Origin of the sequence: Pseudomonas sp. NDM (assembly GCF_003105095.1) — a bacterium.
In the GTDB taxonomy this organism is placed as follows: domain Bacteria; phylum Pseudomonadota; class Gammaproteobacteria; order Pseudomonadales; family Pseudomonadaceae; genus Aquipseudomonas; species Aquipseudomonas moraviensis_A.
The window spans coordinates 1-21,699 of record NZ_QETJ01000086.1 but is presented as its reverse complement, the minus strand read 5'-3'; the positions used below and the strand labels follow the sequence as shown (position 1 = coordinate 21,699).

Annotated in this window: 20 protein-coding genes; 13 read left to right on the top strand and 7 right to left on the bottom strand. The window is 61.8% G+C overall.

Going from position 1 to position 21,699, the window contains the following annotated elements; genetic code table 11:
- Positions 1–76 precede the first annotated feature (76 nt).
- A complete protein-coding gene (locus tag DCO47_RS17345) occupies positions 77–2,545 on the bottom strand; it encodes a beta-galactosidase (protein ID WP_116658544.1) in 2,469 nt (822 codons plus the stop codon).
- 95 nt (positions 2,546–2,640) lie between these two features.
- Positions 2,641–4,785, bottom strand: a complete 2,145-nt coding sequence (gene dinG, locus DCO47_RS17340) for an ATP-dependent DNA helicase DinG (RefSeq protein WP_024011911.1) — start codon at positions 4,783–4,785, stop codon at positions 2,641–2,643.
- Positions 4,786–4,882: 97 nt separating this feature from the next.
- Between dinG and DCO47_RS17335 the strand changes: the two genes are divergently transcribed.
- Positions 4,883–5,347 carry a CopD family protein gene (locus DCO47_RS17335; RefSeq protein ID WP_083352150.1) on the top strand — a complete coding sequence of 155 codons (465 nt, stop codon included), beginning with the start codon at positions 4,883–4,885 and terminating at the stop codon, positions 5,345–5,347.
- Between the two features lie 339 nt (positions 5,348–5,686).
- Here DCO47_RS17335 and DCO47_RS17330 read toward each other — a convergent pair whose 3' ends face one another.
- From DCO47_RS17330 to DCO47_RS17315, 4 genes are all read right to left on the bottom strand, one after another.
- Positions 5,687–6,445, bottom strand: a complete 759-nt coding sequence (locus tag DCO47_RS17330) for a collagen-like triple helix repeat-containing protein (RefSeq protein WP_042608222.1) — start codon at positions 6,443–6,445, stop codon at positions 5,687–5,689.
- Positions 6,438–6,719, bottom strand: a complete 282-nt coding sequence (locus tag DCO47_RS17325; protein ID WP_064364207.1) for a DUF1145 domain-containing protein — start codon at positions 6,717–6,719, stop codon at positions 6,438–6,440. Before DCO47_RS17325 ends, DCO47_RS17330 begins: the two co-directional genes overlap by 8 nt.
- Before the next feature lie 160 nt (positions 6,720–6,879).
- A complete protein-coding gene (locus DCO47_RS17320; protein WP_042608224.1) occupies positions 6,880–7,602 on the bottom strand; it encodes an OmpA family protein in 723 nt (240 codons plus the stop codon).
- A gap of 90 nt (positions 7,603–7,692) precedes the next feature.
- Positions 7,693–8,388, bottom strand: coding sequence for an OmpA family protein (locus tag DCO47_RS17315; protein WP_024011908.1), 696 nt, complete (start codon positions 8,386–8,388; stop codon positions 7,693–7,695).
- A 198-nt stretch (positions 8,389–8,586) separates the two neighbouring features.
- On the opposite strand from DCO47_RS17315, the gene DCO47_RS17310 reads away from it, so the two are divergent.
- From DCO47_RS17310 to DCO47_RS17295, 4 genes are all read left to right on the top strand, one after another.
- Positions 8,587–9,084, top strand: coding sequence for a DUF6231 family protein (locus DCO47_RS17310; protein WP_116658543.1), 498 nt, complete (start codon positions 8,587–8,589; stop codon positions 9,082–9,084).
- Positions 9,085–9,088: 4 nt separating this feature from the next.
- Positions 9,089–9,565 carry a YchJ family protein gene (locus tag DCO47_RS17305; protein WP_116658542.1) on the top strand — a complete coding sequence of 159 codons (477 nt, stop codon included), beginning with the start codon at positions 9,089–9,091 and terminating at the stop codon, positions 9,563–9,565.
- 121 nt (positions 9,566–9,686) lie between these two features.
- Complete coding sequence (locus tag DCO47_RS17300; protein ID WP_042608227.1) at positions 9,687–10,172, top strand: LEA type 2 family protein; 486 nt, start codon at positions 9,687–9,689, stop codon at positions 10,170–10,172.
- A gap of 5 nt (positions 10,173–10,177) precedes the next feature.
- Positions 10,178–10,381: an SEC-C metal-binding domain-containing protein gene (locus DCO47_RS17295; RefSeq protein WP_003198420.1), complete on the top strand. Its 204-nt coding sequence runs from the start codon at positions 10,178–10,180 to the stop codon at positions 10,379–10,381.
- A 218-nt stretch (positions 10,382–10,599) separates the two neighbouring features.
- Here DCO47_RS17295 and DCO47_RS17290 read toward each other — a convergent pair whose 3' ends face one another.
- The gene (locus tag DCO47_RS17290; protein WP_116658541.1) at positions 10,600–11,157 is read right to left on the bottom strand and encodes a cysteine hydrolase family protein; all 558 of its coding nucleotides are present in this window, start codon (positions 11,155–11,157) and stop codon (positions 10,600–10,602) included.
- Between the two features lie 201 nt (positions 11,158–11,358).
- On the opposite strand from DCO47_RS17290, the gene DCO47_RS17285 reads away from it, so the two are divergent.
- From DCO47_RS17285 to DCO47_RS17250, 8 genes are all read left to right on the top strand, one after another.
- Complete coding sequence (locus DCO47_RS17285; RefSeq protein ID WP_116658540.1) at positions 11,359–13,809, top strand: penicillin acylase family protein; 2,451 nt, start codon at positions 11,359–11,361, stop codon at positions 13,807–13,809.
- A 527-nt stretch (positions 13,810–14,336) separates the two neighbouring features.
- Entirely contained in the window at positions 14,337–15,368 is a 1,032-nt protein-coding gene (locus tag DCO47_RS17280) for a ligase-associated DNA damage response exonuclease (protein ID WP_116658539.1), read from the top strand.
- Positions 15,365–17,053, top strand: coding sequence for an ATP-dependent DNA ligase (locus DCO47_RS17275; RefSeq protein ID WP_064364211.1), 1,689 nt, complete (start codon positions 15,365–15,367; stop codon positions 17,051–17,053). Before DCO47_RS17280 ends, DCO47_RS17275 begins: the two co-directional genes overlap by 4 nt.
- Before the next feature lie 353 nt (positions 17,054–17,406).
- Entirely contained in the window at positions 17,407–18,189 is a 783-nt protein-coding gene (locus DCO47_RS17270) for a transporter substrate-binding domain-containing protein (RefSeq protein ID WP_042608231.1), read from the top strand.
- A gap of 56 nt (positions 18,190–18,245) precedes the next feature.
- A complete protein-coding gene (locus tag DCO47_RS17265; protein WP_042608232.1) occupies positions 18,246–18,974 on the top strand; it encodes an ABC transporter permease in 729 nt (242 codons plus the stop codon).
- Positions 18,971–19,681, top strand: coding sequence for an ABC transporter permease (locus tag DCO47_RS17260; RefSeq protein ID WP_116658538.1), 711 nt, complete (start codon positions 18,971–18,973; stop codon positions 19,679–19,681). Before DCO47_RS17265 ends, DCO47_RS17260 begins: the two co-directional genes overlap by 4 nt.
- A 27-nt stretch (positions 19,682–19,708) precedes the next feature.
- Entirely contained in the window at positions 19,709–20,827 is a 1,119-nt protein-coding gene (locus DCO47_RS17255) for a succinylglutamate desuccinylase/aspartoacylase family protein (protein ID WP_064364212.1), read from the top strand.
- Positions 20,828–20,839: 12 nt separating this feature from the next.
- Positions 20,840–21,604: an ABC transporter ATP-binding protein gene (locus tag DCO47_RS17250; protein WP_042608235.1), complete on the top strand. Its 765-nt coding sequence runs from the start codon at positions 20,840–20,842 to the stop codon at positions 21,602–21,604.
- The last annotated feature ends 95 nt before the right edge of the window (positions 21,605–21,699 follow it).

Genomic DNA, 21,699 nt, shown 5'->3' with positions numbered 1-21,699 from the left:
CACTGGATCTCAACAGCAGCGGAGATCCCCTGTGGGAGCGAGCCTGCTCGCGAAGAACGATAACGCGGTCTGAAACCTAGTGACCATTCCCCGAATGCCCGCCCGCTTGCGCAGCCCCCGGCGCTTTGCCAGCCTCGGCCTTGCGCCCGCCTTCAGCCTCGGTATTCGGCGTTTTCTGCGCCACCTTGCCCAACTGCTCCAGCGCTTGCAGATTGCTTTTGCGCACTGCCTCGACAAATCCCTGATACGGCAGATCGGTGACGCCGACCAGTCCGAAATGGCCATTCTCGCCGTCGAGCAACCGGCCAGTCACCGGTTGGTCGAGATACTGGAACCAGTGCACGCCGACAATCGACGGCTCGCTCAGCGCCTGTTTGAGGAAGTTGGCATAGGCCGGGCCGCGATCCTCTTCTTTGGCCAATTGCGTCACGCCGCCCCAGAACGGGCCGCGGTCAGCCGAGCCGAAGTTGAATTCGGTGATCAGCACCGGTTTGTCCAGCGCTGCCAGCGCGGCGAAGTGGTAACCGTCCTGCGGCTTGAGCGTGTACATGTTGAAGCTCAACACATCGCAATACTGCGCGCAGGACGCCACGGCCTCAGGCGTGCTGATAGCGAAGCGACCGCCCAGCATCATCTGGTTCGGCGCGTGCCATTTCAGCGAATCAGAGATGGTCTTGAAATAGGTGTCGGCGAAGACCTTCTGGAAGTATTTGAAATCCGCTTCGATCTCCGGATGCTCAGGATTGGGCAGCGGCGGCACGAAGCCCGGGTCTTCCATCAACTCCCACGCCGGCAGCTCGATGCCCCACGCCTTGGACAGTCCGGCCTGATTGCGGTACTTGTCGCGCAATTGCTTGAGAAAGGCGCGTTTGGCCGGCACGTCCGTGGTCATTTTCAAGGTGCCGTAAGCCAGCGCGTAGCGAGCCTTCGGATCGTCACCGGGGCCGGCCCAGGCCAGCTCGTTGTCGGCGTAATAACCGATCAGCCACGGATCGTCGCGGTGATCGCGGGCGGCAATGGCTACGGCGCGCTCGGTGGCCATGGCGAAACGCGGATCGAACGGGTCCGGCATGCCGCCCCACCAGTCGCTACCGGTGCTGATGCTGGCGTAATCGCCGACGATCGACAGCGGCAAGGTGTACGGCACGCGCTCAGCGTCCGCCAAGGACGGCGCGCTCCAGTTGCCAACCGTATTGAAACCCCAGGCTTGCAGGCGGTCGAGGGTATGGCGAGCCCAGCGTTCCTCATCAATCGTGGCTGTACACGGAGCGGCTTGCGCGCTGGACGTTTGCACCGCGTCGGTCTGCGCCGCTTCGGCGATACCTGACTTCGGCTCGGCAGGCGCCGCCACAGACTCAGCCGCCTGCACCGAACTGGCCTCAGCCGCGCCTGCCTTCGCCGCTTCGGCGATCCCGGCCTTGTTGTCGCTGTCCGGTTGACACGGTTCGCCGTACAGGCGTTGCAGATTGGCGCCATAGAAGTCGTACCAGCGGCCGTTGCCGTAGCCACGCCCCTGATCGACGCCGTTACCGCCACGGTTGTCGCCCTCGCCGAAATGCGCAGCCAGCGGGTCGCCGTTCTTCGGCAGTGATTCGAACATGTATTCGCGACCCGCTACGTAGGTCTGGTTGACTTGCGGGCTGACGGTGTTGACGCCAAGCGAGTAGAACGGATGGCCTTCAGGGGTCACCAGATACCAGCGGCCATCGCGTTTTTCCGTGCGGAAGAAACCGCTGGACTTGAACGCCGGGCCCTTGTTCCAGCCGCCGAATTTGTCCAGCGAGGACTTTTCGCGCTCGGCCAGCCAACTGTTCAGTTGTTGCTGTTCTTTGCTGGCGGCGCTTTTCAGCTGCTCGTCGCTGCTGACTTTCTCCGGCCATTTGCTGCGGGTCGACTGCCCGTAAGTATCGAGCAGATTGCCGTACACCGCCTGCGTCACCGACTCGCCGTCCTGCACGCCGAAACGCTCGAGCAACAGGCTCTGCGCAACTTTCGGCTGATCCATCGACAGGCTCACCGACACCACCTGGCTGCGGTCGATCTCGCCCGTGCTGCTGGCCAGCAGGATGCGCTGGCCGTCAACGGTCATCGGCATCGGCGGCCCGGCTTTCATGCCCTGACTTAGCGGCGTCGAAGACACCAACGGCACCAGCAAGGTTTGCGCGGGGCCGGCCGGCAGATCGACGCGGCTGAGCAAAGTGCGGCCATCGTTGCTCTGGATCTGCACATAAACCGTCACCGCCCAGTTCATCGCACTCTGCAGGCGCAGGGTCATCATCCCGGACTGCGACCAGTCCCAGGCGCCGGTCTGTGGCGTCAGGCGCAAGGTCGGCCGGGCGACCGGGTTGAATGTCACCCGACGCAGCACTTCGCCTTCCGCGGTCTGTTCGGCATTGGCCTGCGGCAGGTCGGCGTTTTCCGTGGCGACCTTGACCACGTCGGCCGGGCGCACGAAGTTGAACAGCGTCTGCTGACCGGCGGGCGCGGCCAGCAACGGCGCGGCAAAGATCAAGGCGAAAACAGCGGGCAACGAACGGCGGATCATAAGAACGGAGTTCTCCCTAACGACCAGTCAAGGCCAGTGGAAAAGTGCTGGCAGAGAGATAGACAACGCGGCGGGCCAATCGGCCCACCCGTGTCTCAGGATATTTCACGACGGAAAGGCGGCAACGCATTGAGGATCGCCTTGCCGTAGCGCTGGGTGACCAGACGCCGGTCGAGCAAGGTGATGGTGCCGCGGTCTTCTTCGGTACGCAGCAGACGGCCACAGGCCTGAACCAGTTTCAGCGAGGCATCGGGCACGGAGATTTCCATGAACGGATTGCCGCCGCGCGCTTCGATCCACTCCGACAACGCGGCTTCGACCGGATCGTCCGGCACCGAGAACGGAATCTTGGCGATCACCACGTGCTCACAATAAGCCCCCGGCAAATCGACACCCTCGGCGAAACTGGCCAGCCCGAACAGCACGCTGGAATCACCGCCATCGACCCGCGCCTTGTGCTTGTTGAGGGTTTCCTGTTTCGACAGGTTGCCCTGAATGAACACTTGTTTGCGCCAGTCGCGGTCGAGGCCGTCAAAGACGTCCTGCATCTGCTTGCGCGAGGAGAACAGCACGAGGGTGCCGCGCGAACCTTCGACCAGATCCGGCAGTTCGCGAATGATCGCCGCGGTATGGGCGGCGGCGTCGCGCGGATCGGCCTTGAGATCCGGCACGCGCAACACGCCGGCATCGGCATGATGGAACGGGCTCGGCACCACCGCCGTAACGGCTTTTTTCGGCAGGCCGGCGCGCATGCGGAAACGATCGAAAGTGCCCAGCGCCGTCAGCGTCGCCGAGGTCACCAGACAGCCGTAAGCGACGTTCCACAAACTGCGCCGCAAGGTTTCCGCCGCCAGAATCGGACTGGCGTTGACCTCGATGTCGAACAGCGAGCCGCTTTCGGCCAGGGTCAGCCAGCGCGCCATGGGCGGGCTGTCTTCCGGGTCTTCGGCGGTGAACGCGGTCCACAGCTCCCAATTGCCGGAAGCACGGGACAACAGGCTGCCGAACAGCGGATACCACTCTTCGGCCTGATTGCTGGCAATGCCGATATTGACCTCGCCATCCATGCCTTCCTTGAGCAGATCGGTCAGACGCTGGAACAGGTCGTTGAGGCGCGAATAGCCTTTTTTCAGCTCGATGCCCATCTCGCGCATGTCCTCGGGAATCACCCCGCCGACGAAGCGGTGACGCGGGCGCTCTCGGCCTTCGACATCTTCGCCGGGTTTGAAATCGGCGATCTGCTCGCACGCGGTGAACATGAACTGCTGCTGGGTCTTGATCTCCCGCGCCAGCTCCGGCACCTGCTCGATCAGCTTGCCGAGATCGCCCGGCAACGGGTGCTGGGCAAGCAGTTTGGTGAGGTTCTTGGCGGTGGTTTCCAGCCAGTCGGCGGTGGAGCGCAGGCGCGTGTAATGGGCGAAGTGGCCGATGGCCTTGTCCGGCAGGTGGTGGCCTTCGTCGAACACGTAAATGGTGTCGCGCGGATCCGGCAGCACGGCGCCGCCGCCCAGAGCCAGGTCAGCCAGGACCATGTCGTGGTTGGTGACGATCACGTCGACCTTGCCCATGCCTTCGCGGGCCTTGTAGAAGGCGCACTGGCCGAAGTTGGGGCAATGCCGGTTGGTGCACTGGCTGTGATCGGTGGTCAGGCGCGCCCAGTCGGCGTCTTCCAGCGCGTTCGGCCAGCTGTCACGGTCGCCGTCCCACTTATTGCCGGCGAGCTTTTCAATCATGCTGGTGAACAGCTTCTGGCTGGCCTCGTCGACTTCGATCTTGAAGCCTTCTTCCTCGAACAGCTGCGCGGTGGCGGTCTGCGCGTGGCCTTCCTGCAGCAGCATGTCGAGTTTGGACAGGCACATGTAGCGGCCACGGCCCTTGGCCAGGGCGAAACTGAAATTCAGCCCGCTGTTGCGCATCAGGTCGGGCAAATCCTTGTAGACGATCTGCTCTTGCAGGGCGACGGTCGCGGTGGCAATCACCAGACGCTTGCCGGCCAGTTTCGCCGTGGGGATCGCCGCCAGGCTGTAGGCCACCGTCTTGCCGGTACCGGTGCCGGCTTCCACCGCGACAATCGCGGGGTCGCCACTGCGCCGGCCTTCATCGTCGGTGTCGATATCGCCGAGTACCTTGGCGATTTCGGCGATCATCAGGCGCTGGCCATAACGCGGCTTGAGGCTCTTGGCCTCTAGAAAACGCGAATAGGCGCCCTGGATCGTGGTTTTGAGTTCAGTGCTGATCATTGAGTGTCGGGCGCAAAACGCTGGATAAATTTTCAGTAGTTTGGTTCGGCGGCTATCATACCCCGCTAATCGATCCCGCGCAGAACGGAGTGACCCAATGACACCTTTTAGCCTCGTTTATCCCCTGCATGTCCTCGCCGCTCTGGTGTGGGTTGGCGGCATGTTTTTCGCCTGGATGGTCTTGCGCCCTGCGGCTGTGAAGGCTCTCGAGGGCCCCGCTCGCCTGACCCTGTGGGTGGAAGTGTTTCAAGGTTTTTTCCGCTGGGTCTGGGTCGCGGTGATTCTGTTGCCGATCAGCGGCGTAGGCATGTTGCACTTGCAGCAGGTCGGCTTTGAGACCGCACCGAAGTATGTGCAGGTGATGATCGGTTTGTATGTGGTGATGACGGCGCTGTTCATCCGCATTCAGGGGTTGATGCTGCCGGAGTTGCGCAAGGCGGTTGATGTGAAGGACTGGCCGGCGGGTGCGGCGGTACTGGGGCGGATTCGGCGGGTGGTGGGGCTTAATCTGCTGGTCGGGTTGGTGCTGGTGGCGGTGGCTGCGGCTCGGCCAATGTTCTGACAATCTGCGACTCAAAGATCAAAAGCCCCTCACCCTAACCCTCTCCCAGAGGGAGAGGGGACTGATTGGGGGATATTGAGGAGTTACGTCGACTTGGAAGATTTTCGCTGAATCCATAATCGACCTGGCCTTCCAGGTCGATGGATGGCGACAGACACCTCGGTCGGCCCCCTCTCCCAGAGGGAGAGAGACTGATTGGGGGATATTGAGGAGTTACGCCGACTTGGAAGATTTTCGCTGAATCCATAATCGACCTGGCCTTCCAGGTCGATGGATAGCGACAGACACCTCGGTCGGCCCCCTCTCCCTCTGGGAGAGGGCTGGGGTGAGGGCTCGCCTTTAGAGACGCTGCACGGTTACGGCACCCGCCGCCCCTGTCGGCCCAGGCTGCCCATCAGCCCCGGCCTTGCCGTTCTTGCCGCCATCGGCGCGGTACACCAGGCAGCCCTTGGACTTGCCGCCCTTCCCCGCTTTACCACCGACACCCGCCGGGCCGCCGGCACCGCCAGCCACGTTGACCTTGATCAGCTCGGCCGGGAAATCCCGTGGCACGGCAAGGCGCACCAGCGCACCCGGCGCGCCCGGCTGGCCATCGCTGCCGTCACTGCCATCGGCGCCGTGGCCAGCCGAACCATAGGTGCAGCCCGGATCTTCACCGTTGCCGCCGTCGAGGCCGACGAAACCCGGTGCGCCGGTGCCGCCACGGGCATCGACGGTCAATTGCGGCGCGCTCAGGGCCTGAAATTGCAGGTTCAGATTGCGCCCGGCCCGGGCAGCCTTTTCATAAGTTCCGGGGGCGCCGCGTGCGGTGATCTGGCTGCCGTCGCTCAACTCGGCGCGCTTGACCTTCAGCTCCAGCGCCTGTTCCGCCGGCACGATGGCGATGCGCGCTTCATGGCCAAGGCGCAGTTCATCGATGTTCAATTCGGTCACGTTGGAGGGGATCAGCAAGGTGCCGTAATCGGCAACTTCCAGCTTCTCCAGTTGCAGGGTGCTGGTGGTGTTGGGCAAGCGCATCAGCGAATTGCTTTGCACGTTGACGACCTGGGCGCAGGCCAGTGGACTGATGAATGCAGCGAGCAGGCAGAGTTTACGCATGGGAAGAAGCCTCCGGAGCGGCCGGGGCCGGGATGGTTTGCAGATGGAAAACGCCGAACAACAGAATGCGCCCACGATCACGCCAAGGATGCGGACGCCCCTTGAGACTGCCATTGCACAGCAGCACTTCGAGTACGTGAATCAGCAACAACAGAGCGCCAGCCAGATTGACCAGCAGATGCAGCGGATGGACGAACGGCACCAGTTGATTGGCCAGTACCACGCAGCAGAACAGCAGGGTCAGCAAACGCCCCAGCCCCCAGAACACCTTCATACGCTCCCCCGTGTTGCGAATTATTCTTTGCACGCACAGTACCGGCTTCTGCGGGGGATAAGCCAGAGGGAAAAATGAAATTTCCACAAACAGCGGGTAAAAGCCTGCCGAGCCGATGATTTCGGCCCGGCAGCTCTAGCCTGCGGACTACAGACCTTTCCTAACGATTGATGTGCAGCTCGACGCGGCGGTTTTCTGCGCGACCTTCATCGCTGGCGTTATCGGCCACCGGTTCACTCTCGCCTCGCCCTTCGCTGGTGAGCTTGTTCGGCGCCAGGCCCTGACTGAGCAGGTACGCAGCGACACTGCTGGCACGGCGTTCCGACAATGCCTGGTTATAGGCGTCGGAGCCTTTGCTGTCGGTATGCCCGATGACTTTGATGCTGACCACATCGGCATTGCGCAGCTTGTCCATCAAAGTGTCGAGCTGGGCTTTTGCTGCCGGGGTCAGATCGGATTTGTCGAAATCGAACAACACGTTGCCGGCATCGCTCAGGGTGATCACTTCGGTTTGCGGCGCCGGTTCGACCGGTTTTACTGCGACCGGATATTGCGGCCGTGGACAACCGCGGTGATCGACTTCGGTGTTTTCCGGCGTGTCCGGGCAGCGGTCGCGGCGGTCGAACACGCCGTCGCTGTCTTCGTCGCCATCCTGGGCATAACAGATCAGCCCCCCGGTGACGATGCCCAATGCCGCGCCGCCACCGGCCCAGCCGGCGCTTTCAATGGCACCAAGACCGCCGCCGACCAGGCCGCCAAGCAGGCTGCAGATCGGCCACGTACGTTGATTGAGGGGGGCGGTGCCATCGCTGTGAGTGGCACAACCGGTGAGCAAGCTGCCAAGCAGCAGCACCGGCAAGACGGACCTTGAGAAAACACGCATTTGTGAACGCTCCTGTGTACCGGCCCATACCGGTTACACAGGAGTAAAGACCCGCATCCGCGACTGCACAAGCCGCGGATGCGAGAGGGGCTAGCGGACGATTTTGATTTCGGTGCGACGGTTCTGCGCGCGACCATCGGCCGACTTGTTGTCAGCGACAGGCTGGCTTTCACCAAGGCCCGACACCGAAACGAAGCTGGCACGCGGTACGCCCTGCTGGATCAGGTATTCCACCACCGAGTGCGCACGCCGATCCGAGAGCTTCTTGTTGTAGGCATCGCTGCCGACACTGTCGGTGTGACCGGTCACGGTCAGTTGCGCGGTGGAGGACTCCTGTTTCAGGCGATCGGCGACTTTGTCGAGCACTTGCTTGTCAGGGCCGGTCAGCGTGGCTTTGTCGAACTCGAAGTGCACATCACGAATGACGATGGTTTCCTCCTTGACCACAACCGCTTCTTCGACCACTGGCGCAGGCGTCGGTGGTGGGCAACCGTCAGCATCGACCTGCACACCTTTTGGCGTGCCCGGGCACTTGTCGCGACTGTCCGGCACGCCGTCGCCGTCCTCATCGCCATCACCGTGCACCCAGCAATAAGCCGCCGCCGTGCCGCCAACCAGCAGCGCACCATAACCGGCCCACGAAGCGCTTTCCGTCGCGCCGAGACCGGCACCGACCACACCACCGACCGCCGCACAGGTCGGCCAGTCGGTTTTCTGCAAACCTGCACAACCAGTCAACACACTGGTTAGCAGAACCAAGGGTAATGCTGTCCGAACTATGCTCATCTAGTTTTCTCCTGAGGGATCGGCTTGAAACCGATTCAGGGATTAAAGACCGGAGTTTTAATCTCCGCCAGCAATAGGCCACCGCGGTTTGCGACCGTGTTCACAGGGGTTTGCCACTTTTAAGGAAAACCACGCAACCGGGCGCTTTGCCGCCGCAGTCTGGCAGGCTAGTCTTGGCGGTCTGACTGAGGAGCTTCGATGAACGTCGCCATTTCTTCGCGCACGCCGCAACAGGCGCTGGCCGCTTTGCTGGATCGCTACGCCCCGGCTCGTCTGCTGCTGATCGGCGCCAGCGCATTTCCAGCCCTGGACGCCTTCAAGCAGGCGCACCCTGACACCTTGGTGGCCCACGCCGCGCCCGGCGCATTGCCTGCCGAACTGGCCGCGCAACGCTTCGATCTGGCGCTGGTAGTCGATTGCCTGGAACATTTGCCCAAGCGCGGCGGCCTGAACCTGTTGGGCGGCATCCGCAATCTCAACGCCAGTCGCATCGCGGTGCTGGCTGATCTCGCGGCCAGTGGCTGGCAGGAAACCGATTTCTATTCGCTGGCACTGCAGGCCAGCGAGCGTTTCCAGCGCGACGAGCAGGTGCTGACGCTGTTCACTTACGATCTGCTTGACTACAAACAAGTCCCCGACTGGCTCAATTCACGCTTCTGGGCCAATCCGGAAAATTTCGGGAAATACTGGTGGTAATGCAATGAGTACAGCCATTTGCCCATGCGGCAGCGGCAATCTGCTGGATGCCTGCTGCGGCCCTTATCATGACGGGCACCCGGCACCGTGCGCCGAAGCCTTGATGCGCTCGCGCTACAGCGCTTATGTGCTGGGGCTGATCGACTATCTGGTGGCGACCACCCTGCCCGCCCAGCAAGCGGGATTGAACCGACAATCGATCAGCGACTGGAGTGCGCAAAGCACCTGGCTCGGTCTTGAGGTCGAAAGCTCGGAAGTCTTCGGCGGTCAGCCGGAACATGCTTTCGTCACCTTCACTGCGCGCTGGCACGACAGCCAGGGCGAGCACAGCCACCGCGAGCGCTCCTCGTTTGTGCAGAACGCCGGGCGCTGGTATTTCATCGATCCGACGGTGCAGATGAAATTGGGGCGCAATGACGGCTGCCCTTGCGGCAGCGGGCAGAAGTTCAAGAAGTGCTGTGCGGGTTATTTCGGCGCTTGAGCTGAAGATCAAAAGATCGCAGCCTTCGGCAGCTCCTACACAGGATTTCCGTTCATTCTGCAGGAGCTGCCGAAGGCTGCGATCTTTTAGCGTCTAGACTGGCAACAAAGGGAGTACAACCATGCTCGGTCGCCGGCGCACATTAAATTTTCTGCTGTTGATGCTGATCGTAAACCTCGGCGGCTGTGCCTCGTGGTTCAGTGATGACAGCGTCGAACCCGCGGTGCATCTGGTGAAAGTCGAGGTGGTGCGGGCCAAACTGCTCGAGCAGAAATTCATCCTGCACTTTCGCGTCGACAATCCCAACGACAGCGACCTGACCGTACGCGGTCTGGAATACCGCATCCATCTGGCCGACATGCTGCTCACCGAGGGCGAGCATGAGCACTGGTTTACCGTCGGGCCGAAGCGCAGCGCCTATTTCAAAGTGCCGATCCGCACCAACCTGTGGCCGAAGATCAAACAGGTGGTGAAACTGCTGAAAAATCCGAATCAGCAGATTCCCTATCGATTGCAAGGGGAAATGGAAACCGGTTTATTCATCGCCCACTACGTGCACCTTGAGCGCAATGGCGTGATAATCCCCGCCGATCTAACTCCGGAGTGACCTCGATGACCCAGCAACCTCATGTCCATGGCCCTGACTGCAACCACGATCATGACCACCATCACGATCACGACCATGGCCATGTCCACGGCCCGAACTGCGGCCACGCCCACCAGGAACCGGTGCGCAACGCCCTGAAAGACGTCGGCCGCAACGACCCTTGCCCGTGCGGCAACGGCAAGAAATTCAAGAAGTGCCACGGCGCTTGATGTCACTGGCGAAGATCTTCTTCGCCTGACACACCGCCTTCGCGAGCAGGCTCGCTCCCACAGTGACCGCGTACCGATCTCCTGTAGGAGTGAGCCTGCTCGCGATGGGGCCGGCACATCCGAAATTGATATCGCCTGATCAAACGCTATCGCGAGCAGGCTCACTCCTACAGGAGCGAGCCTGCTCGCGAAAGCGCCGGTCCATTCACCAAAAAACTTCAGTCTGCCGCCAACAGCTGCGCACTACTGACCACCGTCGCGTACTCCCCATGCAGATTCCCCAGCGACATCCCGTGCACCTCTTCAGCGGTACGTGGCGTGCCGAAATAATCGGCTTTGTCGAAGGTAAAACACGCATCCTCTGCCACCCATGCGTCGAACCCCAGGTTGCCCGCGGTGCGCGCCGTCGACTCAACAGAGTTATTGGTCGCCACACCAACGATGATCAGTTGCCCGATCCCAGCCTCACGCAACTGCGCCTCCAGCCCACTGGCACAAAACGCGTCAGGCACCTGTTTCTGGATCAGCCATTCACCGTTCTGCGGCGCAAAGCGTGGCTGGAACTCCACCCCGGACTGCTCCGGCCAGAACACCGAGTCAGGTGAGCGCGACAAATGCTGCACGTGAATCACCGGGCGCCCGCGCAGGCGCCACAGCGCCAATAACTCAAGCATTCGCTCTTCGGCCTGAGGATTATTCCGCCGCCCCAGACGCGGATGCAGAATGCCTTTCTGCTGGTCGATGATGATCAGCGCAGCGTTGCTTTGAAGCTCCATAGCGATCTTTCTCCTGACAGGTCTCGGGACTTATTCCGTAGTTCAACATCAGCGCTTTCCCACAAGCAACTCTCACGCCTGTGACCGATCAGCCGACAACTGCACAAATAACCACTCGCCCCGCTTGCGCGGCCCTCGCGCCCTCACTAACGTAGCGGCTTTATTGCGCCCCCAGCCTTATACCCCCGCAGGAGCTTCGCCATGGCCTCGCCAGCCCTTACACATTTTCTTCCCCGGTTCGGCGTTGCCGCAGCAGTGGCCGGTGTTCTCGGTTTGTCCGGTTGCCAGACCTGGAACGCCCAGGACAGCCTGCCGCCGACCTCCGGCGTGCAACCGCTCAAGGGCCTGGCGCAGAACGTGTCGGTGCGGCGCAATGCGATGGGCATGCCGTTGATCGAGAGCAACAGCTTCCATGACGCGCTGTTCAGCCTCGGCTATGTCCACGCCAGCGACCGCATCAATCAGATGGTCACCCTGCGTCTGTTGGCCCAGGGGCGGCTGGCGGAAATGTCCGGCGCGGCTATGCTCGATGCCGACCGCTACATGCGCGCGGTCAATCTGAAGAAGAGCGCCGGCGAGCTCTACAAGGCCTCGTCGCCACGCCTCAAACGCTTCTTCGAGGTGTACGCACGGGGCGTCAACGCCTACCTGTTCCGCTACGCCGACAAGTTGCCGGGCGACCTCGCCGCCAGCGGATACAAGCCGGAATACTGGAAACCGGAGGATTCGGCGCTGATCTTTGCCCTGCTGAATTTCAGCCAGTCGGCCAACCTGCCGGAGGAAATCCAGTCACTGGTGCTCGCGCAAACCGTGACCACTGACAAACTCGCCTGGCTGAGCCCGTCGGCGCCCGATGAAAATCTACCGGTGGCCGAAGCCGACAAGCTGCAAGGCCTCAAGCTCAACGGGCAGATTCCGGGCCTGACCGAACTGAGCAGCGCCAGCCAGCAGCTGTCGGCGCTGAACCTGCTCGCCACACCGACTGCGAACAACTGGGCGATCGCCCCGCAGCGCAGCCGCAGCGGCAAGAGCCTGCTGGCCAGCGACGCGCACGGGCCGCTCGCTGCGCCGTCGTTGTGGAGTTTCGTGCAGATCCGCGCGCCGAAATATCAGGCCGCTGGCGTCACGGTTGCTGGCCTGCCGATGGTGCTCGGCGGCTTCAATGGCAAAGTGGCGTGGAGCATGACCAGCGTGCTCGGCGACAATCAGGACCTGTTCCTCGAGAAAATCCGCCGTCAGGGCAGCAGCCTGACTTATGAGGTCAACGGCAAATGGCAGCCGTTGGGCGTGCGCAACGAGACCTACTTCGTCAAAGGCCAGCGACCGATTCGCGAAGCCGTTTACGAAACCCGCCACGGCGCGCTGCTCAACAGTGCCCAGGCAGCGGCGCAAGGCAGCGGCTTCGGCCTCGCGTTGCAGACACCGAATTTCACCGACGACAAAACCCTGGATGCCTTCTTCGATCTGACCCGCGCGCAAAACGTCGAGCGCGCTTCGGACGCCAGCCGCGAAATCCGCGCCATTACCCTGAATCTGGTATTCGCCGATGCGAGCAATATCGGCTGGCAAGTCACCGGCCGCTTCCCCAACCGCCGCGAAGGCGAAGGCCTGCTGCCCTCGCCGGGCTGGGACGGTCGCTACGACTGGGACGGTTACGCCGACCCGATGTTGCACCCCTACGATCAGGACCCGGCACAAGGCTGGCTCGGCACCGCCAATCAGCGTGTGATTCCCGACGGCTACGGCATGCAGTTGTCGAAATCCTGGGCGGCACCGGAGCGCGGCGAACGCCTGGCGGAAATGGCGGGAGGCGGCAAGCACGACAGCCGCAGCGTGATCGCCATGCAGTACGACCAGACCACCACCTTCGCCGCCAAGCTGAAAAAAGTCTTCGAAGCACCGGGCATGAAGCAACCGCTGAAACAGGCGATCGACGCCCTGCCGGAAGCCGAACGCAGCAAGGCGCGCGAAGCCTTCACGCGCTTGATGGCCTTCGACGGCAAGCTCAGCCCGACCTCGGCGGATGCAGCGATTTATGAGTTGTTTCTGCAGGAAAGCATGAAGCAGATTTTCCTCGACGAATTGGGGCCTGAATCCAGCCCGGCGTGGAAAGCATTTATGACCAGCGGCGAATTGTCCTACGCGGCGCAGGCCGATCATCTGCTGGGGCGTGAGGACAGTCCGTTCTGGGACGATGTCCGTACGCCGCAGAAGGAAGACAAGAGCGTGATTCTCGCCCGTAGCCTCGCGGCGGCCATCACTGCCGGTGACAGTCAATTGGGCGGCGACCACCGCGCCTGGCAATGGGGCAAATTGCACAGCTATGCGTGGAAGAACAGCAATGGCCAGACTGTTCGCGGGCCGTTGGCGGCGGGCGGCGATCACACCACGTTGAACACTTCGGCGTTTGCCTGGGGCCAGGACTTCGTCACGACCCGTGCGCCGGCGATGCGTTTTATCGTCGACTTCGGCCAGAGCGAACCGCTGATGGCGCAGAACGGCACGGGTCAGTCGGGCAATCCGCTGAGTCCGAATTATTTGAACGGGATCGATGCGTGGCTCAAGGGTCAGTACATCGGCTTGCCGATGCAGCCGCAGAATTTCGATCGGGTGTATGGCAAGACTCGTTTGACCCTGACTCCCGGCAAGTAAAGCAAAGATCAACAGCCCCTCACCCTAGCCCTCTCCCGGAGGGAGAGGGGACTGATTGGGGGATGCTTGGGTCTTGCGCCGACCTGAAAGAGAGACGGTGAATCCAACATTGGATCAGGCTCAAGGCTGTGCCGGATCCATATTCAATTCGGTCCCTCAGGTCGATGTACCTCGCCAGACACTTCGGTCGGCCCCTCTACCAGAGGGAGGTGAATCCAACATTGGATCAGGCTCAAGGCTGTGCCGGATCCATATTCAATTCGGTCCCTCAGGTCGATGTACCTCGCCAGACACTTCGGTCGGCCCCTCTACCAGAGGGAGGTGAATCCAACATTGGACCAGGCTCAAGGCTGTGCCGGATCCATATTCAATTCGGTCCCTCAGGTCGATGTACCTCGCCAGACACTTCGGTCGGCCCCCTCTCCCTCCGGGAGAGGGCTGGGGTGAGGGTAGCGCTTTAAAGCCAATCGAACTTCCAGCCTGACACCCGCCTCATAGCTAACAAGCCCCCCCATTCCGGTCACGACATGGATCTTGTTATCGCCCGACCTGAAGGTCTCTACTGCCCCGCCGGGGATTTCTATATCGATCCCTGGCGACCGGTCGAGCGTTCGGTGATCACCCATGCCCATGGCGATCACGCGCGCACCGGTAATCAGCATTACCTGTCGAGCAGCGCCAGCGCCGGGATTTTGCGCGCGCGCCTCGGTCAGGATATCCAGTTGCAAACCCTCGATTACGGCCAACGCCTGACTCACCACGGGGTCACTCTGAGCTTTCATCCGGCCGGGCATGTCCTCGGTTCGGCGCAGGTGCGCCTGGAATACGGCGGCGAAGTCTGGGTCGCGTCGGGCGATTACAAGGTTGAGCCGGACGGCACCTGCGCCCCGTTCGAACCGGTGCGCTGCCACACGTTCATTACCGAATCGACCTTCGGCCTGCCGATCTATCGCTGGCAGCCGCAGGCGCAGATTTTCGACGAGATCAATCAGTGGTGGGCGGCCAATATCGCCGCCGGCAAGGCCAGCGTGCTGTTCTGCTATTCCTTCGGCAAGGCCCAGCGGATTCTCCACGGGATCGACGAAACCCTCGGGCCGATCCTCAGCCACGGTGCAGTCGAACCGTTGAACCGCGTCTACCGCGACGCTGGCGTGTACCTGCCGCCGACGATCTACGCGGGCGACGTGAAAAAAAGCGACCCGATCATGCGTCAGGCGCTGGTCATCGCTCCGCCGTCGGCGGGCGGCAGCACGTGGATGCGCCGTTTCGGCGATTTCAGCGATGCCTTTGCCAGCGGCTGGATGCGCCTGCGCGGCACTCGACGTCGGCGTGGTGTAGATCGTGGTTTCGTCCTGTCCGACCACGCTGACTGGCCCGGCCTGCTCTGGGCGATCAACCAGACCGGCGCCGAACGGGTCATGGTCACCCACGGCTCGATCGGCGTGCTCGTGCGCCATTTGCGCGAACAGGGCCTCGATGCCCAAGGCTTCACCACTGAATACGGCGATGACGAAGAAGACATCGCCGTCGAACCCACCGTTGCCGAGACGTCCGCATGAAAGCCTTCGCCGAGTTATATGCCGAACTCGATGCGACCACGTCGAGCAACGCCAAGCTGGCGGCGATGCAGGCCTACTTCGCGCAGGCCGCGCCGGAAGATGCCGCATGGGCGGTGTATTTCCTTTCCGGGGGACGGCCGCGACAACTGGTTCCGGTGCGCATCCTCCGTGAGCTGGCGGTGGAAGTTTCGGGACTGGAGCCGTGGTTGTTCGAAGAGAGCTATCAAGCCGTCGGCGATCTGGCCGAGACCATTTCTCTGGTGCTGCCGGAAAATTCGCACAGCTCCGAGGCCGGTCTCGCCGAATGGATCGAAGACAAGCTGCTGCCATTGCGCGGTGAAACGCCCGAGTACCTGGCGCGGCAACTGCCAATGTTATGGGCGGAGCTGGATCGGGCGAGCCTGATGCTCTGCATCAAGTTGATCACTGGCAGTTTCCGTGTCGGCGTGTCGAAGTTGCTGGTCACCCGCGCCCTCGCCTCGATGGCCGGGCTCGACAGCAAACGCGTGGCCCAGCGTCTGGTCGGGTACACCGATCTGTCGAACCGGCCGAACGCCGCCAGCTATCTGAAACTGATCGCCCCCGAATCCGCTGATGAGCACGCCCAGCGCGGCGGCCAGCCCTACCCGTTTTTTCTCGCCCACGCCTTGGCGCAACCGGTCGAGGAATTCGAAGCACTGCTCGGTCCGGCCAGCGACTGGCAGGTGGAATGGAAGTGGGACGGCATCCGCGCGCAAGTGGTCAAGCGTGACGGCAAGCTGTGGGTATGGTCCCGCGGCGAGGAACTGGTGACCGAGCGCTTCCCCGAATTCGATGTGCTGGTGCACGGCTTGCCCGACGGCACGGTGATCGACGGTGAAATCGTCGTGTGGAAGAGCACTCATCCGACCACCGAAGACGCCTTCGATCCGCAATCCGATGAGCCGCCGGCCGTGCAACCGTTCGCCCTGTTGCAACAACGCATCGGTCGCAAAACGCTCGACAAGAAGATTCTTGAAGAAGTGCCGGTGGTGGTACTCGCCTACGACCTGCTGGAATGGCAGGGCGAGGACTGGCGTAATCAGCCGCAAGCCAAACGCCGTGCGCAACTCGAGGAGGTGATCGCGCGCTGCAACAGCCCGGTGCTGCTGCCCTCCCCTGTACTGACCGGCGAAGACTGGTTCGATCTCGGGCGCCAGCGCGAGGCATCACGCAAACTCGGCGTCGAAGGCATGATGCTCAAGGCCCGCGATTCGTTGTATGGCGTCGGACGGACCAAGGACATGGGCGTGTGGTGGAAATGGAAGGTCGACCCGTTCAGCGTCGATGCCGTGCTGATTTACGCTCAGCGCGGACACGGCCGCCGCGCCAGTCTGTACAGCGATTACACCTTCGCCGTGTGGGACGGTCCACCCGAATCCAGTCAGCGCTCGCTGGTGCCGTTCGCCAAGGCCTATTCGGGGCTGACCGATGAAGAGATGCGCCAGGTCGACAGCATCGTGCGCAAGACCACAGTCGAAAAATTCGGCCCGGTGAGCAGCGTAAAACCGAGTCTGGTGTTCGAACTCGGTTTCGAAGGCATCGCCCTGTCGCGCCGCCACAAGAGCGGCATCGCCGTGCGCTTCCCGCGCATGCTGCGCTGGCGCAAGGACAAGACCGTCGAAGAAGCCGACAGCCTCGCTACCCTCCAGGATCTGCTCGCCTGAGCGAAACCCTGTGGCGAGGGAGCTTGCTCCCGCCCGGCTGCGCAGCAGTCGCAAAGCCTGCACAGCAGATTTCTCAGGCAAAGCGCCGGGGAGTGCTTCGCCCTCCAGCGGGAGCAAGCTCCCTCGCCACAGGTAATGGCTGCCACCAACTCAACGTGCGCTCGCAAACGGTGCAGGAAAAACGCCGCGCCCGTTTCCGGGCATCCGGTTGCCCTTGCCCCTCGTTACTGAACCTTTTAAAACACCTGTTCGGCACTCTGGTTCGGAAATTGCTACTTTCTATAGGTCGTAAGCGTTGCAGTAACAATAATTCTGCGCCACAAGCGCTCATATTGGTTCTTAGGGATTGAATAATGAAAAAAGCATTGCTGACCCTTTCTGCACTGGCGTTGTGCATGGCCGCCGGCTCCGCGCTGGCCAAGGAATACAAAGAGCTGCGCTTTGGCGTTGACCCTTCGTACGCACCGTTCGAGTCGAAAGCGGCCGACGGCAGCCTGGTCGGGTTCGATATCGACCTGGGCAACGCGATCTGCGCCGAACTGAAGGTCAAGTGCAAGTGGGTCGAAAGCGATTTCGACGGCATGATTCCGGGCCTCAAGGCCAACAAGTTCGACGGCGTGATCTCGTCGATGACCGTGACCCCGGCCCGCGAGAAGGTCATCGACTTCTCCAGCGAACTGTTTTCCGGCCCGACCGCCTACGTGTTCAAAAAGGGTTCCGGCATCACCGCCGACGTCGCTTCGCTCAAGGGCAAGACCGTTGGCTATGAGCAAGGCACCATTCAGGAAGCCTACGCCAAGGCCGTACTGGACAAGGCCGGCGTGAAAACCCAGGCCTATCAGAACCAGGATCAGGTGTATTCCGACCTGACCTCCGGCCGTCTCGACGCCGGTATCCAGGACATGCTGCAAGCCGAACTGGGCTTTCTGAAGTCGCCGAAAGGCGCCGATTACGAAATCAGCCAGCCGGTCGACAGCGAATTGCTGCCAGCGAAAACGGCTGTCGGTATCAAGAAAGGTAACACTGAGCTGAAGGCGCTTTTGGATAAAGGTATCAAAGCGTTACACGACGACGGCAAATACGCCGAGATTCAAAAGAAACACTTTGGCGACCTGAATCTGTACAGCGGCAAATAATGCCCCGGCGCCCATCCTCGATGGGCGCCTTTTCCATCCGCTCAGGTTGCTGATTTATGTTTGAAACCCTCCTGCAAAATCTGGGGCTGGCCTCGTTCAGTCTGCAGGGCTTCGGCCCGTTGCTGCTGCAAGGCACCTGGATGACCATCAAATTATCGGCGATGTCGCTGCTGGTGGCCGTGTTGCTCGGCCTGCTCGGCGCCAGTGCCAAACTGTCGAAAGTCAAACTGGTGCGCCTGCCCGCGCAGCTCTACACCACGCTGATTCGCGGCGTGCCGGACCTGGTGCTGATGCTGTTGATCTTCTACAGCCTGCAAACCTGGCTGACCACGCTGACCGACTACATGGAATGGGAATACATCGAGATCGACCCGTTCAGCGCCGGCGTGCTGACGCTGGGCTTCATTTATGGCGCGTATTTCACCGAGACCTTCCGGGGCGCGATCCTCGCGGTACCGCGTGGTCAGGTCGAAGCCGCCACCGCGTATGGCCTCAAACGCGGCCAGCGGTTTCGCTTCGTGGTGTTTCCGCAGATGATGCGTTTCGCCCTGCCGGGCATCGGCAACAACTGGATGGTCATGCTCAAGGCCACCGCACTGGTGTCGATCATCGGCCTCGCCGATCTGGTCAAGGCCGCCCAGGACGCCGGTAAAAGCACCTATCAACTGTTCTACTTCCTGGTTCTCGCCGCCTTGATCTATCTGCTGATCACCAGTGCTTCGAACTTCATCCTGCGCTGGCTCGAACGCCGCTACGCCGCCGGTGCCCGGGAGGCCGTACGATGATCGAACTCCTGCAGGAATACTGGAAAGCCTTCCTATATACCGACGGCCAGAACATCACCGGGCTGGCGATGACGATGTGGCTGCTCACCGCGTCGATCGGCATCGGCTTCGCCGTCTCGATTCCACTGTCGATTGCACGGGTATCGCCGCACTTCTACATCCGCTGGCCGGTGCAGTTCTACACCTACCTGTTCCGCGGCACGCCGCTGTATATCCAGTTGCTGATCTGCTACACCGGCATTTACAGCCTCGCCGCCGTGCGCGAACAGCCGATCCTCGACAGTTTCTTTCGCGACGCGATGAACTGCACGATCCTCGCTTTCGCCCTCAACACCTGCGCGTACACCACGGAGATTTTTGCCGGGGCGATTCGCAGCATGAACCACGGCGAAGTCGAAGCGGCCAAGGCTTATGGCCTGACCGGCTGGAAGCTGTATGCCTACGTGATCATGCCGTCGGCACTGCGCCGTTCGTTGCCTTACTACAGCAACGAAGTGATCCTGATGCTGCACTCGACCACGGTGGCGTTCACCGCGACCATTCCCGATATCCTGAAAGTCGCACGGGACGCCAACTCGGCAACGTTCCTGACTTTCCAGTCGTTCGGCATTGCCGCGTTGATCTACCTGACCATCACCTTTGCGCTGGTCGGCTTGTTTCGCCTCGCCGAACGCCGTTGGCTGGCCTTCCTCGGGCCGACTCACTAGCACCGGTTTGACAATAAAGAGATAACAATGCGCCACCAGATCCATGACCTGCTGGCCCCGCTGCCGGGGACCGCACGGCAGATTCACAGCTTCCACTTCGGCCCACAGCAGGCCAAGGGCAAGGTTTACATTCAGGCGTCGCTGCACGCCGATGAACTGCCGGGCATGCTGGTCGCCTGGCACCTCAAGCAGCGTCTGGCGGAGCTGGAAGCCGCCGGTCGCCTGCGCAGCGAAATCGTTCTGGTGCCGGTGGCCAACCCGGTCGGCCTCGAACAAGTGCTGATGGACGTGCCGCTGGGCCGCTATGACCTGGAGAGCGGGCAGAATTTCAATCGCTGGTTCGTCGACCTCAGCGAAGAAATCGGCAACGCCATCGAAGGCCAACTCAACGATGATGCGCAGCACAACCTTGAACTGATCCGGGCCAGCCTGCGCAACGCCCTCGCCCGTCAGACGCCGACCACGCAACTGCAATCCCAGCGTCTGACCCTGCAACGCCTGGCTTGCGATGCCGACATGGTGCTGGACTTGCACTGCGATTTCGAATCGGTGGTGCACCTGTACACCACGCCCGAGGCGTGGCCGCAGGTCGAGCCGCTGGCGCGCTATATCGAAGCCCAGGCCAGCCTGCTCGCTACCGACTCCGGCGGCCAGTCGTTCGACGAATGCTTCACCCTGCTCTGGTGGCAATTGCGCGAGCGCTTCGGCGAGCACGTCGAGATTCCCCTGGGCAGTTTCTCGGTGACCGTCGAGTTGCGCGGCCAGGGCGACGTCAATCACCCGCTGGCCAGCCGCGACTGTCAGGCGCTGATCGATTACCTGATCCAGTTCGACGCCATCGTCGGCGAAACCAAGCCGCAACCGCCGCTGCCGTACCCGGCCACGCCGCTGGCCGGAGTCGAACCGGTGACCACGCCCGTCGGCGGCCTGCTGGTGTACTGCGCAACGCCCGGCCAATATCTGGAAGCCGGGCAGCAGATCGCCGAAATCATCGACCCGATCCACGACAAGGTCACCCCCATTCATTGCACCGCCGCCGGCCTGCTGTACGCGCGCTCGCTGCGACGCATGGCCACCGCCGGCATGGTCATCGCCCACGTCGCGGGCGCCGAAGCCTATCGCAGCGGCTACCTACTTTCGCCTTGAGGATGCTCGTCCATGTACAAACTGACCGTTGAAGGCCTGCACAAAAGCTATGGCGATCATCAGGTGCTCAAAGGCGTTTCGCTCAAGGCCAGGACCGGCGACGTGATCAGCCTGATCGGCGCCAGCGGCTCGGGCAAAAGCACCTTTTTGCGCTGCATCAATTTTCTTGAACAACCGAATGACGGCGCCATGAGCCTCGATGGCCAGGCGATCCGTATGGTCACCGACCGCCACGGCATGCACGTCGCCGACGCCAATGAACTGCAACGCCTGCGCACACGGCTGGCGATGGTGTTCCAGCATTTCAATCTGTGGAGCCACATGACCGTGCTGGAAAACATCACCATGGCCCCGCGCCGGGTGCTGGGCTGCAGCAAACAGGAAGCCGAGGATCGCGCCCGACGTTATCTGGACAAAGTCGGCTTGCCGGCGCGGGTCGCCGATCAATATCCGGCGTTTCTCTCCGGCGGCCAGCAACAGCGCGTGGCGATCGCCCGGGCGCTGGCGATGGAACCGGAAGTGATGCTCTTCGACGAACCGACCTCGGCACTCGACCCGGAACTGGTCGGTGAGGTGCTGAAAGTGATTCAGGGCCTGGCCGAAGAAGGCCGGACCATGATCATGGTCACCCACGAAATGAGTTTTGCGCGCAAGGTGTCGAATCAGGTGCTGTTTCTGCATCAGGGTCTGGTGGAAGAAGAAGGCGCGCCGGAAGAGGTGCTGGGCAATCCCAAGAGTGAACGCCTGAAGCAGTTCCTCAGCGGTAACCTTAAATAACGCCGTGCACATCTCCCCTGTAGGAGTGAGCCTGCTCGCGATAGCGTCATCACATCCAACATTGATGTAACTGACACACCGCTATCGCGAGCAGG